Source organism: Kaistia sp. UC242_56 (assembly GCF_044452255.1).
In the GTDB taxonomy this organism is placed as follows: domain Bacteria; phylum Pseudomonadota; class Alphaproteobacteria; order Rhizobiales; family Kaistiaceae; genus Kaistia; species Kaistia defluvii_A.
Map to the genome: position 1 here is coordinate 3,963,776 of NZ_JBIOAN010000002.1, position 12,896 is coordinate 3,976,671.

The following is a 12,896-nucleotide window of genomic DNA, read 5'->3' on the forward strand; positions in this document are numbered from 1 at the left end:
TCGCGTTTTCTTCCGCGAACCGGACCCGACTTCGCTCGAAAACGCTCCAGGAACCGCGCCCATGTCCATGAACTCCGTCCGCTCCGATGCGCTGGAACCGACCCGCAGCGAATTGAAGAACGCTTCCTTCGGCGAGCGCCTGCGCCGCCGCATCCCGGTCTATGGCCTGCCGATCCTGCTGGTGCTGCTGATCGTGATCTTCTCGCTGATCCTGCCGCAGACCTTCCCGACCATGCTGAACGTGCGGTCGATCATCTCGGACAAGGCGATCATCGCGCTGCTCTCGCTCGCCGCCATGATCCCGATGGCCGCCGGCAAGATCGACCTGACCGTCGGCTACGGCATCGTGCTCTGGCATATCCTGGCCATCAGCCTGCAGACCATGGCCGGCATTCCCTGGCCCTTCGCCGTGCTGATCGTCATCGTGCTCGGCGCCTGCGTCGGCCTGCTGAACGGCCTGCTGGTCGAGGTCGCCCGCATCGATAGCTTCATCGCGACGCTCGGCACCGGCACCGTGCTCTATGCGGTCGCGCTTTGGCACACTGGAGGCCGCCAGGTGGTGGCGCAGCTGCCGCAGGGCTTCCTGTCGCTGAACGGAACCATGGTGTTCGGCCTGCCGATCACCGGGTTCTACGTGATCGGCCTCGCCATCGTGCTCTGGCTGATCCTCGAGCACCTGCCGATCGGCCGCTATCTCTACGCCATCGGCGCCAATCCGAAGGCCGCCGCGCTCAACGGCATTCCAGTCCAGCGCTACACCATGGGCGCCTTCGTCGCATCCGGCGCGCTGACGGCGGTGGCCGGCGTGCTGCTCGCCTCAAAACTGCGCATCGGCCAGGCCAGCGTCGGCCTCGAATATCTGCTGCCGGCTCTGGTCGGCGCCTTCCTGGGCTCGACCACGATCAAGCCGGGTCGCGTCAATGTCTGGGGCACGCTCGCCGGCGTCGCCATTCTGGCGGTCGGCATCGCCGGCATCCAGCAGTTCGGCGGCTCGTTCTGGGTCGAGCCGATGTTCAACGGCGTCACGCTGCTGATCGCCATCGGCATCGCCGGCTACGCCCAGCGCCGCCGCGGCACCAACAACAAGCCATTCAAAAAGACGGGCACTTAAGAACCCCGTCACAACTCGGAGGGAAGTTCATGAAGTCACGTAACCTGTTGCTTGCCGCGGCCAGCGCCGTCGCCCTGATGGCCATTCCGATGGTCGCCCACGCCGACGCCTTCGTCGACGAGGCCAAGGCCGTCGTCGCCAAGGCCGTCGGCCGCGCCGACAAGTGGGACGGCCCCACCACCGGCCCCAAGGCCGTCGGCAAGAAGACCGTCGTCTATGTCGCCGGCGACATGCGCAATGGCGGCATCCTGGGCGTGTCGCAGGGCGCCAAGGAAGCGGCCGAAGCGATCGGCTGGGACTATCGCGAGATCGACGGCCAGGGCACCGTTTCGGGCCAGGCCACGGCGCTCTCCCAGGCGATCGCCCTGAAGCCGGACGCCATCATCGTCGGCGGCAGCGATGCCGTCGAGCAGAAGGCCGGACTGGAGGGCGCCGCCAAGGAAGGCATCCTCATGGTCGGCTGGCATTCCGGCCCCGTTCCCGGCCCGCTCGAAGGCACGCCGATCTTCGCCAACGTCACCACCGATGCGATGGAAGTCGCCAAGGTCGCGGCGATGAAGGCGATCGCCGATTCCGACGGCAAGGCCGGCGTGGTCGTGTTCGCCGACTCGACCTATGCGATCGCCATCGCCAAGGGCCGCGCCATGGAAGAGTGGATCAAGAAGTGCGCCGGCTGCACGGTCGTCTCCTTCCAGGATACGCCGCTCGCCGACGTCTCGACGCGCATCCCGCAGCTGACCACGACGCTGCTGCAGCAAAACGGCGCCAAGTGGACTCATTCGCTGGCGATCAACGACCTCTATTTCGACTTCATGCCACCGGCGCTGCAGGCTGCCGGCATTGCCGGTGACGGCGATCCGCAAAACATCTCGGCCGGCGACGGCTCGGAATCGGCCTATCAGCGCATCCGCGCCAAGGACCACCAGGCCGCTACCGTGCCGGAGCCCCTCGCGATGCAGGGCTGGCAGCTCGTCGACGAGCTGAACCGCGCCTTTGCCGGCGAAAAGTGGTCGGGCTACGTCCCGGGCGTCCATCTCGTGACGCCGGACAATGTTGCCTTTGACGGCGGCCCGAAGAACGTCTTCGACCCCGACAATGGCTATCGCGCCGAATACAAGAAGATCTGGGGCGTCCAGTAAGCGCCACGTCCTGACCGGTGGCGGCCTCGCGTCGCCGCCGGTTCCCCCCATGCTAAGTCCACCGCCCCGGAGAGAGGCCCGCGCCGCACAGGCGCTCGCCCCGGCCGGTGTCGTGCGCCCTGCTCTGGCGCTCCGGGCGTGGCTGGGCTAACGACGACGCTTCGCCGAGACGGCATATCCCGCACCCGGCTGTTTCAGCCTTTTTCCCCACGGCGCGGTATGTCCCGCGCCGCCCCATGGATAGAGACGATGGCGACCGATCCCCCCGGCCGAACGCCGAAGAGCCAGCCCACCATGGCCGACGTCGCCGAGCGCGCCGGCGTCTCGACCATGACGGTGTCGCGCGCGCTGAAGAAGGGCGGCCCGATCTCGGACGAAACCCGTCGCCGGATCATGGCCGCGGTCGATGAACTCGGCTACGTGCTCGACCAGACCGCCGGCACGCTCTCGTCCAAGCGCTCGGGCTTCGTCGCCACGCTGATCCCCTCGATCAACAATTCCAACTTCTCCGACACAGTGCGCGGCGTCAGCGAGGCGATCGAAGGCAGCGGATTGCAGCTCCTGCTCGGCCGCACCGACTATCTCGTCGAGAAGGAGGAGACGCTGCTCGAATCCATGCTGACGCGCCGGCCCGAAGGCATCATCCTGACCGGCGGCTCGCACAGCCCGCGCTCGCGGCGGCTCTTGGAATCCGTCGGCATTCCCGTCATCGAGACCTGGGACCTGCCGCAGGAGCCGGTCGAGCATGTCGTCGGCTTTTCCAACGCGGCAGCCATCCGCGCCTTGGTGCACGACCTCTACGTGCGCGGCTACCGCAACATCGGCTTCATCGGCGGCACCAGCAATCGCGACACGCGCGGCGCCGATCGCCGCGTCGGCTACAGCCAGGCGATCGCCGAACTGCAACTGGGTCCCTCCCGCATCATCTCGTTCGGCAGTCCGCCGATCTCGATGGAACAGGGCGGCGAGGCGATCGTCCAGCTGGTCGAGCAATGGCCCGAGGTCGATGCCGCGATCTGCGTTTCCGATCTCTCCGCCTTCGGCGCGCTGATGGAATGCCATCGGCGCGGCTGGGCCGTGCCGGGGCGGATCGCCATCGCCGGCTTCGGCGATTTCGAGGTGTCGCGCTGCGCCCATCCGCGCCTCACGACGGTTTCCGTCGATGCGTTCGAGATCGGCCGCACGGCGGGCCGCCTGCTGCTGCGCGCGATCGAGGCGCGGCGCGAGGGCCAGCGGATCGCACCGGAGACCCACGAAATGCCGTTCCGGGTGATCCAGCGCGAAAGCACGTGACCGGGCCAAAGGCCCGATCACGGTCGTCGAGGTGAAGGCTCTCAGGCCGTCATTCGAAGATCGCGCCGGGATTCATCCGGTTGGCCGGATCGATGCCGGATTTAAGCGTGCGCAGCAGGTCCATCTGCGTCGCCGAGGCACGCTTCTCGAAGGCGCTGCGCTTGGCGCGGCCGATGCCATGCTCGGCGCTGATCGAGCCGCCGAGACGGTCGACCACCTCGAAGATCACCGCCTCGCTCGCCTTGATCCAGTTGCGCCGGTCCGGGCCCTCCGGCATGTCGCGCGGCGGCATCACGACGAAATGCATGTTGCCGTCGCCGATATGGCCATAGGTCAGCACGACGCCATCGGCGACGGTCTCGGCCAACGCCGCCTCGACCTCGTCGATGCAGGCGGCGACCTGCGAGATCGGCACGGACACGTCGGTGCGCAGATAGGTGCCGTGCTTGACCTGCGCCTCGACGACCCCTTCGCGGATCGCCCAGATCCTCTGCGCCTGCGTGACGCTTGAGGCCCGCACGCCGTCGAGCACCATTTCCTCTTCCATGGCGAATTCGAGGAAGCCGCCGACCAGCGCCTCGAGATCGAGCGGGCCGCTGGAGGATGCTTCGAGCAGGACGTAATAGGGCGCGCCGGTGCCGAGCGGATTGGAGATGTCCGGCATGGTGCGCGCCAGCTCGACGCTGCGGTCCGAGATCAATTCGAAGGCCGAGAGCAGGTCGGCCAGATGCCGACGCGCGGCGGCGAACAGGCGAATGGCATCGCTGGCGGATGCGACCGCCAGGAACATCGTCTCGATGCTGCTCGGGCGCGGGAACAGCTTCAGAGACGCCGCCGTGACGATGCCGAGCGTGCCTTCCGAACCCAGGAACAGCTGCTTGAGGTCATAGCCGGTATTGTCCTTGCGCAGCGTCTTCAGCCCGTTCCAAACGCGGCCATCCGGCAGCACGACTTCCAGGCCGAGCACGAGGTCGCGCATCATGCCGTAGCGCAGCACATTGATGCCGCCGGCATTGGTCGCAACATTGCCGCCGACCTGGCAGCTGCCCTTGGCGCCGAGCGACAGCGGGAACATTAGATCCTCCGCCTCGACAGCCTGGTGCAGCACTTCCAGCACGCAGCCGGCCTCGACCTCGACGCTGAAATTGAGCGGATCGATCGCCCGGATCCGGTTCATGCGCTCCAGGCTGACCAGGACATGGCCGCCCTCGATCCGCGCCGATGCGCCCTCGACCAGGCCTGTGTGACCACCCTGCGGCACGATGGCCAAGCCCTTCTCGGCGCAATAGCGCACGAGATCGACAACCTCGGCGACCGAGCGTGGGCGCGCCACGAAGGAGGGGTTGCCGTCCGCCTCGCCGGTCCAGTCGCGGATGTAGTGCGATCCGCGGTCGACGTCCCGGATCAGGATCGTCTCGTCCAGCGTCGTCTCGGTCGTATCCATACCCATCTCCGTCCGGAAGAACCGCGCCGCGAGCCGACCGATCCAGCCTTTCCTCAAATTCATATCTGAGATATTTTAAAACTTGGGATCTGGCAACCGACGTCCGCAGAAGGAAATGCCTCTAGAGCAGAACAAAGGCCGAAAGCGCCTTCAATTTGCGCCCTCGACGGCCCGATCCCGTCCGGACACCTCGTCCATTTGGACAGGTGCCCCGGACCCGAGGGCAGGGATAAAAAGGGGGAAGCGGCGGCGCCCGTGACAGTCAGGCTTCCGGCGGGCGCGCGCATGTGCCATGCCATTCTTCAACGGTCGAAATATCGTCCAGCCGAAGCCAGGCCACCGGCGTGGCCTCGCAACGTCAGCAAGGGGAGCCGCCGCCGATGACCGCCCTGCCTCTCGATCGGCCCAAGTCGCTGACCGCCCGGGCATTCGATCGCCTGCTGCACAGCATCGTGCATGGCGAGATCGCCTACGGCACCATGCTGAGCGAAAAGGCCGTGGCCGAGACCTTCGGCACCAGCAAGACGCCGATCCGCGAGGCGTTCTTCCAGCTGCAGTCGCTCGGCCTCGTCGAAATCCAGCCGCAGCGGGGCTGCTACGTCCCCTTCCCGACCATCGACAAGGTGCGCGAACTCTGCGAGCTGCGCATCGAACTCGAAAGCTACGCGCTGGGGCTTTCCATGGAACGGGGCCAGGCGCGGTTGCTGAAGGCGCTGTCGAGCACCTTCGCGGAGATGGAAAAGATGCGCGACGGCTACCAGCGCGAGACCTATCACACGCTCGACCAGGATTTTCACAAGGCCTTCTTCGTCGCCTGCGGCAACAGCCTGCTGGCCGAGGTCTATGGCTCGGTCGACCCGCGCATCCAGGCGCTGCGCGCCAACTTCTCCTCGCCCAACGAGCAACTCTTCGACGTCTCGCGCAACGAGCACGCGGCGATCGTCCAAGCGGTGGCCGACCGGAACCTCGAAAGCGCGACGGCCACGATCCGCGACCATGTCAACCGGGTCCGCGACATCTATTCCGAAGGGATCGAGACGCGGAAGCCGTTGGACCCGACCCTGGCCCATCTATAGGCTTGGTCCCGCCGGCGCGTTGAAGCCGGAGTTCCGAGCGGCCCCGGCCGTGTCATGGCTGCCACTCGGGCGGTTGAGCGAGCCCTTATGCAATCCAATTCCAAGAGCGCGATGGACGGTGGCTTCGCCCGGCTGCGGCGGCACCTGCATTTTCTCTATCACAGCCGCGCCAGGCCGGCCCGCCTGTTCCAGACCTGCGTCGTCACCATCGACCTGCTGATCATCGCCTTCTTCATCGCCACCCCGATGATCCGCGATGCCTCGGCCTTCCTCTGGTACGATTATGCCATCGCGATCGTGCTCGCCGTCGACCTGACCTGCCGGGGGCTGGCGGAAACCGACCTGAAACGCTGGCTGCGGCAGCCGACGGTGATCGTCGACATCTTCATCCTGATCACGCTGCTGTTTCCGGCCTATCTCGCCAATCTGGGCTTCCTGCGCATCCTGCGGCTCTGGTCGCTGTCGCGCAGCGGCTTCCTGTGGCGGCCGCTGTCGAAACGCCAGCTGGCCCGCTGGCAGCAGCCGGTGCAGGCGGTGCTCAACCTGGTGACGTTCCTGTTCGTCGCCACCGGCTTCATCTACACCTTCTTCTTCCGCTTCAGCCCCGGCTTCGCCGGCTATATCGACGCGCTCTACTTCACGGTCGCGACCGTCACCACGACCGGTTTCGGCGACATCACCCTGCCCGGGCCCTGGGGCAAGCTGACCGCCATCGTCACGATGATCTGCGGCATCTCGCTGTTCGTGCGCCTGGCGCAATCCATCTTCCGGCCCAACAAGGTGTACTTTCCCTGCCCGCGCTGCGCCCTGCAGATGCACGACCCGGACGCCGTCCATTGCAAGGCCTGCGGCGAGATCCTGGCCATTCCCGACGATGGCAACAGCTAGCCGGTGGCTGGTCTCGTTCCCGGTTTGTGCTAGATTGCGGGGATGACCACCCAAGGCCTTGCCCTGTTCGATACGCCGATCGGCCGCTGCGGCATCAGCTGGAGCGCGCGCGGCATCACGGGCGTTGAATTTCCGGGCGCCGATGCCGAGCAGACGCGCCTGGCGCTGGCGCGCCGCTTCCCCGATGCGCACTCCGAGGAGCCGCCGGCCTTTGTCCAGTCGGCCATCGCAGCGATCGTCGCGCTGCTCGAAGGCGCGGATGATGACCTGACCGCCGTCCCGCTCGACCCCGATCATATCCCGCCCTTCAACCAGCGCGTCTATGACGTGACCCGCGCGATCCCGCCCGGCCAGACGCTCACCTATGGCGAGGTTGCCGCGGCGATTGGCGAACCGGGCGCGGCGCGCGCCGTCGGCCGGGCGCTCGGCGAAAATCCCTATCCGATCCTCATCCCCTGCCACCGCGTGCTGGCGGCCGGGGGCAAGATGGGCGGCTTCTCCGGCACGGGCGGCATCGCCACCAAGCGCCGGGTCCTCGCCATCGAAAGCCGCGCCAAGCTGTACGAGCTGCCGCTGTTCGGCAGCCGTCCGGACGGAGCCTGACGGCTCAGCGCCAGCCACTGTCGATCGGGACACACCTCCGTCATTCCTGCGAAAGCAGGAATCCATTCAGCCGAAGCCTCTCAGGCCGAGCCTGGGTGGAGCGGTGCGTACCTCCCCAAAAACCCTGATTTATGGACCCCGGCTCGGAGGCCGGGGTGACGGCGGAGTCTGTTCGTAGATCGTGTCCTTCTCGGAGAAACGCGGGCGACGCCCGCCCGCGCCCCTACCGCCAGCCGTATTGCGGCTTGTAGCCGAGCACCTTCTTCGCGCGGTCGATCGAGAGCAGCGTCTCGTTCGGGCTGATGGGGCGCTTGCGCTCGATGCCGGGGAACGCCTCGTCCAGCAGGGAATCATTCGTCCGGCTCATGACGCCGTCCTCATTGGCGATGACGAAGACATCGGCGCCCCTAAGCGGCGATTCCAGCGCCAGCCGGCACGACTGCGCGGCGTCGCGCACGTCGATATAGGCCCAGAGGTTCCACTTGCGGGCGTTGATGTCGGCGTCGAAGGCCGGGAATTCCGCATAGCGCTCCGGCGGCATGACGTTGGAGAAGCGCAGGCCGAAGATCTTCATTTCCGGATCCCAGCGGCAGAATTCCTTGGCCATCTCTTCGCCGAGGAACTTGGACAGCGAATAGGCCGTCTCGGGTCGGCCACGATAGGCCTCGTCGACCGGCACGTAGGGCGGCGGCGTCTCGAAGGGCAGGCCGAGCACCGTCTCGCTCGAGGCCCAGACGACATTCTTGATGCCGAGCACCCGCGCCGCCTCGAACACGTTGTAGGTCGAGATCATGTTGGTCTCGAAGATGACGTGGTTGGGCGCCAGGCCCGGCGCGGGAATCGCGGCCAGATGGATGATCCCGGTTGCCTTCTTGAAGCGATCGTCGATCCCGGAGAAGGCGGCCAGCGCCTGGCCGTAGTCGGTCAGATCGACCTTGCTGAACGGCACGCCCTGCCCCGGCGGCGGCAGGGCCATGTCGATCGAGGCGACTTCGTAGCCATGCTCGACGAGATCCTTCACCACCGCGCGACCCGCAAGACCGCTTCCACCCGTAACGATGATCATGTTTCTCTCCCGAAGCTCTGGACTGGATGCCGGCGGCAACGCCTGACCGGCCTGTGACGCGAGGCGGCGGAGCCGCGATGACAGCGCTAACATAGCATCGGATCGCGATGTGACAATGCCCCAGCGGAATATCTCGCGCTTGCGCAGCCCCTCGATCCTCCAGCGGGTTGGGCGGTTTTGCCACGACGCGCGCCGGCGCAATCGGTTCTATTCGGTCGGGAGAATGCGGGTCGCCGATGGCAGGCTTCGGCAAGGACTTTGGGAGAACAGGCACATGAACGGACAAAAGGCGCTTCTGGTTGTCGCCGGTCTCGCCGGCATGATCGGCGTGGCCCTGGCCGCCGCCGGCGCGCACCTGCCGGGCGGCGAGAGACTGGCGACCGCCGGCAACATGGCGATGGCGCAGGCGCCCGCGCTGCTGGCGCTCGGCTTCTTCGTGCCGACGACGGCGCTGCTGATGTCGATTTCCGCCTGGGCGATCGCGCTCGGCCTGATCGGATTTTCCGGCGCGCTGACCTTCCACAGCCTCTCCGGCAGCGCGGCTCTCTCCTTCGTGGCGCCGATCGGCGGCACGACGATGATCCTCGGCTGGCTCGGTATTGCGGTCGCCTCGCTGCTGATGCGCAAGCGCTAGACGCTTCGGGCTGGCCTTTCGGGCCGGTCTCGTCTATCGATGCGCCACCTCAAAAACCGTTAGAAGACTGTTTCATGGACGCCCTGACCGGACCCGTCGATCGCCGCCGGACCTTCGCCATCATCTCGCACCCCGATGCGGGCAAGACGACGCTGACCGAAAAGCTGCTCCTGATGGGCGGCGCGATCCAGCTTGCCGGCGAAGTGAAGGGCAAGCGCGACCGCCGCCAGACCCGTTCCGACTGGATGGGCATCGAGCGCGAGCGCGGCATCTCCGTCGTCACCTCGGTGATGACGTTCGAGTATGGCGGCAAGATCTTCAACCTGCTCGACACGCCGGGCCATGAAGACTTCTCGGAAGATACCTATCGCACGCTGACCGCCGTCGATTCCGCCGTCATGGTGATCGACGCCGCCAAGGGCATCGAGGACCGCACGCGCAAGTTGTTCGAAGTTTGCCGCCTGCGCGATATCCCGATCGTCACCTTCGTCAACAAGCTCGACCGCGAGACACGCGATCCCTTCGACCTGCTCGACGAAATCGAAAAGGTGCTGGCGCTCGATACCGTGCCGATGACCTGGCCGATCGGCCGCGGCCGCGAATTCGCCGGCACCTACGACATCGTCGCCCGGACGGTCCGCCGCATCGATACCGACAATTCCGTCATCCCGGTCTCGGGCCCGAACGATCCCAAGATCGACGGCCTGACCACGCCGGAGGCCGTCGCCCTGTTCCGCGAGGAAATGGAGCTGATCGAAGGCGCCGGCAACGGCTTCGACGCCGACAGCTTCCGCCAGGGCCATCTGACCCCCGTCTATTTCGGTTCGGCGCTGCGCAATTTCGGCGTCCACGACCTGATCGACGCGCTCGCCGCTTTCGCGCCTTCGCCGCGTCCGCAGGAAGCGGAGGGCCGCACCGTCGAGCCGACCGAGCCGAAGATGTCGGGCTTCGTGTTCAAGATCCAGGCGAACATGGATCCGAACCATCGCGACCGCATCGCCTTCCTGCGCGTCTGCTCCGGCAAGCTGCAGCGCGGCATGAAGGCCAAGCTGGTGCGCACCGGCAAGCCGATCCCGCTGTCCAGCCCGCAATTCTTCTTCGCGCAGGACCGCCTGCTCGCCGACGAGGCATTTGCCGGCGACGTGGTCGGCATTCCGAACCATGGTACGCTCCGGATCGGGGACACGCTGACCGAGGGCGAGAACCTCGTCTTCCGCGGCGTGCCGAGCTTCGCGCCGGAAATCATGCGCCGCATCCGGCTGCAGGATCCGATGAAGGCGAAGAAGCTGAAGGAAGCCCTCCAGCAGATGGCCGAGGAAGGCGTCGTGCAGGTCTTCGTGCCGCATGACGGCTCGCCGGCGATCATCGGCGTGGTCGGTGCGCTGCAGCTCGACGTGCTGAAGGAACGCATGCAGGTCGAATACAGCCTGCCGATCGACTTCGAGCATTCGCGCTTCACGGTCTGCCGCTGGGTAACCTCGCCCGACAAGGTCGCGCTCGAAACCTTCATCGATCGCCACCGCTCGTCCATGGCGTCCGATCTCGATGGCGCCCCGGTGTTCATGGCTCCTTCCGCCTTCGAGCTGCGCTATGAGCTCGACCGCACGCCCGGCATTACCGCCAGCGAGATCAAGGACTACCAGCGCGAAGAAGCCGCCTGATCCGGCAGGCTGGCAACCCGGCCGCAACCGGCGCAAACTGCCCTGCGAGGATCCTTCCTGGCGGGGCGAGACGATGCCGGTCGATACGGATGGGCTGAAGCAGATCTTCCTGGCGTTGCCGGAGGTGCGCGAGGGCGTCACCCACGGCACGCTCTCCTTCTATCTCGGCAAGACCTTCTTCGGCCGGATGCAGGAGGATGGCAGCAGCTTCGCGCTCAAGATGGATTTCGGCGATCGCGACATGCTGATCGCGGTCGAGCCGGAGATCTTCTTCACCACCGACCATTTCCGCGGCTACGCCTATGTGCTGGTGCGCCTGCCCGCGATCGACGCCGACCACCTGGCGCCGCTGGTGGAAAAGTCATGGCGCCAGACCGCGCCGAAGCGGATTCTGAAGGCCTTCGACTCCGCCGCCGGCTGAAGCCGGACCCATCAAGGATTGCAGAGGCCGTTGCTTTCGTCACGGAATCGACGGATTGCGATGGTCAAAGACCGCTCAAACGATTGGGCCGCATCCCGGCCCGGCATCATGCCCCCCGGCATTCCCCTCGGAGGTTTTCCCCCATGCGAAAAGCTGGCTTGCAGCTCGCGACATTCTTCGCCCTCGCTTTATCCGCCGCCCCGGCCTTCGCTGCCTCCTGCAAGGACGCATCCGGCTTCCCCGCCTGGCTCGATGGCGTGCGCCAGGAAGCCGCCCAGAGCGGCATTTCGGCCAAGACGATCTCGGCGCTGGACGGCATCGCCTATGCGCCCGACGTCATCGCCAAGGACCGTGCGCAGAACGTCTTCTCGCAGAGCTTCCTGGAATTCTCCGACCGCATGGTCGCGAAGTATAGGCTGCAGAAGGGCGCGCAGCTGATCAAGTCGAACGCCGCGCTGTTCGACCGGATCGAGAAGGATTACGGCGTCCCGGCCGCCGTGCTCGTCGGCTTCTGGGGCCTCGAGACGGATTTCGGCGCCAATCTCGGCGACATGCCGACGCTGCGTTCGCTGGCGACGCTCGCCTATGACTGCCGCCGCCCGCAGCTCTTCCACGACCAGCTAATGGCGGCGCTCACCGTCATCGACCGTGGCGACCTGACGGCTGCAGAAATGAAGGGCCCCTGGGCCGGCGAACTCGGCCAGGTGCAGTTCCTGGCGACGCATTATCGGGATTTCGCCGTCGACTATGATGGCGACGGCCGCCGCGACCTGATCAAGAGCGTCCCGGACGTGCTCGCCTCCGCCGCCAATCTGCTGGTGCATGAAGGCTGGCAGCGCGATCAGCCCTGGCTGACCGAAGTCCGCGTCCCCGCCGATCTCGACTGGTCGCAGGCCGATCTACAGATCCAGCATCCGGTCTCGACCTGGCAGAAGATGGGCGTCACCGTCGCTCCCGGCTCCAAGCTTCCGACCACCGATTACAAGGCGTCGCTGCTGCTGCCGATGGGCCGCAGCGGTCCGGCCTTCCTCGCCTACCAGAATTATCGCGTCTATCTCGAATGGAACCAGTCCTTCATCTACGCGACGACGGCCGCTTACTACGCCACCCGGCTTGCCGGCGCGCCGCAGGTCGGACGCGGCGACAACGTCAAGCAGCTTCCCTACAAGGAAGTCATCGAGTTGCAGAAGCTTCTCGCCAAGCGCGGCCATGACGTCGGCAAGGTCGACGGCATGATCGGCGCTGGCACCCGTTCGGCGGTGAAGGCGATGCAGATCGATCTCGGCATGCCCGCCGATTCCTATCCCGACGCCGCGCTGCTGCAGCGCCTGCGCGCCGGCAGCTGAGGACCAAAAGGCCGGGCGGCAGCGCTCGGCCTCTTTTTTTGCGGACCGCGCGCCTCAAGCGGGAATCGTCCACGACCGGCCGGGGTGAAGGCGCGCAGCGGTTGCGCTTCCAAGCATCTCGCGATCTGAGGGAAGATAATCCGGCATGCCGGAAAAGCTTGGACCCTCATTCCTTCGACCCGGAGCCTGCCTGCCCTATTCTTGGAGCCATCCA

General features: G+C 66.2%; 12 protein-coding genes. 10 read left to right on the forward strand and 2 right to left on the reverse strand.

Annotated elements, in window-relative coordinates:
- The first annotated feature begins 67 nt into the window (after nt 1-67).
- From ACHMWQ_RS21435 to ACHMWQ_RS21445, 3 genes are all read left to right on the forward strand, one after another.
- Nucleotides 68-1,111, forward strand: coding sequence for an ABC transporter permease (locus ACHMWQ_RS21435; protein WP_354551656.1), 1,044 nt, complete (start codon nt 68-70; stop codon nt 1,109-1,111).
- 29 nt (nt 1,112-1,140) lie between these two features.
- Entirely contained in the window at nt 1,141-2,250 is a 1,110-nt protein-coding gene (locus tag ACHMWQ_RS21440) for a substrate-binding domain-containing protein (RefSeq protein WP_396309012.1), read from the forward strand.
- Nucleotides 2,251-2,544: 294 nt separating this feature from the next.
- Nucleotides 2,545-3,543 carry a LacI family DNA-binding transcriptional regulator gene (locus tag ACHMWQ_RS21445; RefSeq protein ID WP_396309508.1) on the forward strand — a complete coding sequence of 333 codons (999 nt, stop codon included), beginning with the start codon at nt 2,545-2,547 and terminating at the stop codon, nt 3,541-3,543.
- Between the two features lie 49 nt (nt 3,544-3,592).
- On the opposite strand, the gene ACHMWQ_RS21450 is transcribed toward ACHMWQ_RS21445, so the two are convergent.
- On the reverse strand, nt 3,593-4,987 hold the full coding sequence (locus tag ACHMWQ_RS21450; protein WP_396309013.1) for an FAD-binding oxidoreductase: 1,395 nt from the start codon (nt 4,985-4,987) through the stop codon (nt 3,593-3,595).
- Nucleotides 4,988-5,367: 380 nt separating this feature from the next.
- Here ACHMWQ_RS21450 and ACHMWQ_RS21455 point away from each other — a divergent pair, with 380 nt between their 5' ends.
- The 3 genes from ACHMWQ_RS21455 to ACHMWQ_RS21465 all read left to right on the forward strand — a co-directional run bounded on the left by ACHMWQ_RS21455 (nt 5,368) and on the right by ACHMWQ_RS21465 (nt 7,554).
- A complete protein-coding gene (locus tag ACHMWQ_RS21455) occupies nt 5,368-6,063 on the forward strand; it encodes a GntR family transcriptional regulator (RefSeq protein ID WP_396309014.1) in 696 nt (231 codons plus the stop codon).
- 87 nt (nt 6,064-6,150) lie between these two features.
- Nucleotides 6,151-6,951, forward strand: coding sequence for a potassium channel family protein (locus ACHMWQ_RS21460; RefSeq protein WP_396309015.1), 801 nt, complete (start codon nt 6,151-6,153; stop codon nt 6,949-6,951).
- A 42-nt stretch (nt 6,952-6,993) separates the two neighbouring features.
- Nucleotides 6,994-7,554: a methylated-DNA--[protein]-cysteine S-methyltransferase gene (locus tag ACHMWQ_RS21465; RefSeq protein ID WP_396309016.1), complete on the forward strand. Its 561-nt coding sequence runs from the start codon at nt 6,994-6,996 to the stop codon at nt 7,552-7,554.
- Nucleotides 7,555-7,777: 223 nt separating this feature from the next.
- Here the strand turns inward: ACHMWQ_RS21465 and ACHMWQ_RS21470 are convergent, their stop codons facing one another.
- Nucleotides 7,778-8,620, reverse strand: coding sequence for an NAD-dependent epimerase/dehydratase family protein (locus ACHMWQ_RS21470; RefSeq protein ID WP_396309017.1), 843 nt, complete (start codon nt 8,618-8,620; stop codon nt 7,778-7,780).
- Between the two features lie 274 nt (nt 8,621-8,894).
- On the opposite strand from ACHMWQ_RS21470, the gene ACHMWQ_RS21475 reads away from it, so the two are divergent.
- From ACHMWQ_RS21475 to ACHMWQ_RS21490, 4 genes are all read left to right on the forward strand, one after another.
- Nucleotides 8,895-9,254, forward strand: coding sequence for a DUF423 domain-containing protein (locus tag ACHMWQ_RS21475; RefSeq protein ID WP_396309018.1), 360 nt, complete (start codon nt 8,895-8,897; stop codon nt 9,252-9,254).
- 74 nt (nt 9,255-9,328) lie between these two features.
- Entirely contained in the window at nt 9,329-10,915 is a 1,587-nt protein-coding gene (locus tag ACHMWQ_RS21480; RefSeq protein WP_354550832.1) for a peptide chain release factor 3, read from the forward strand.
- Nucleotides 10,916-10,988: 73 nt separating this feature from the next.
- Nucleotides 10,989-11,336, forward strand: coding sequence for an MmcQ/YjbR family DNA-binding protein (locus ACHMWQ_RS21485; RefSeq protein ID WP_396309019.1), 348 nt, complete (start codon nt 10,989-10,991; stop codon nt 11,334-11,336).
- Nucleotides 11,337-11,479: 143 nt separating this feature from the next.
- Nucleotides 11,480-12,682: a lytic murein transglycosylase gene (locus tag ACHMWQ_RS21490; protein WP_396309020.1), complete on the forward strand. Its 1,203-nt coding sequence runs from the start codon at nt 11,480-11,482 to the stop codon at nt 12,680-12,682.
- The last annotated feature ends 214 nt before the right edge of the window (nt 12,683-12,896 follow it).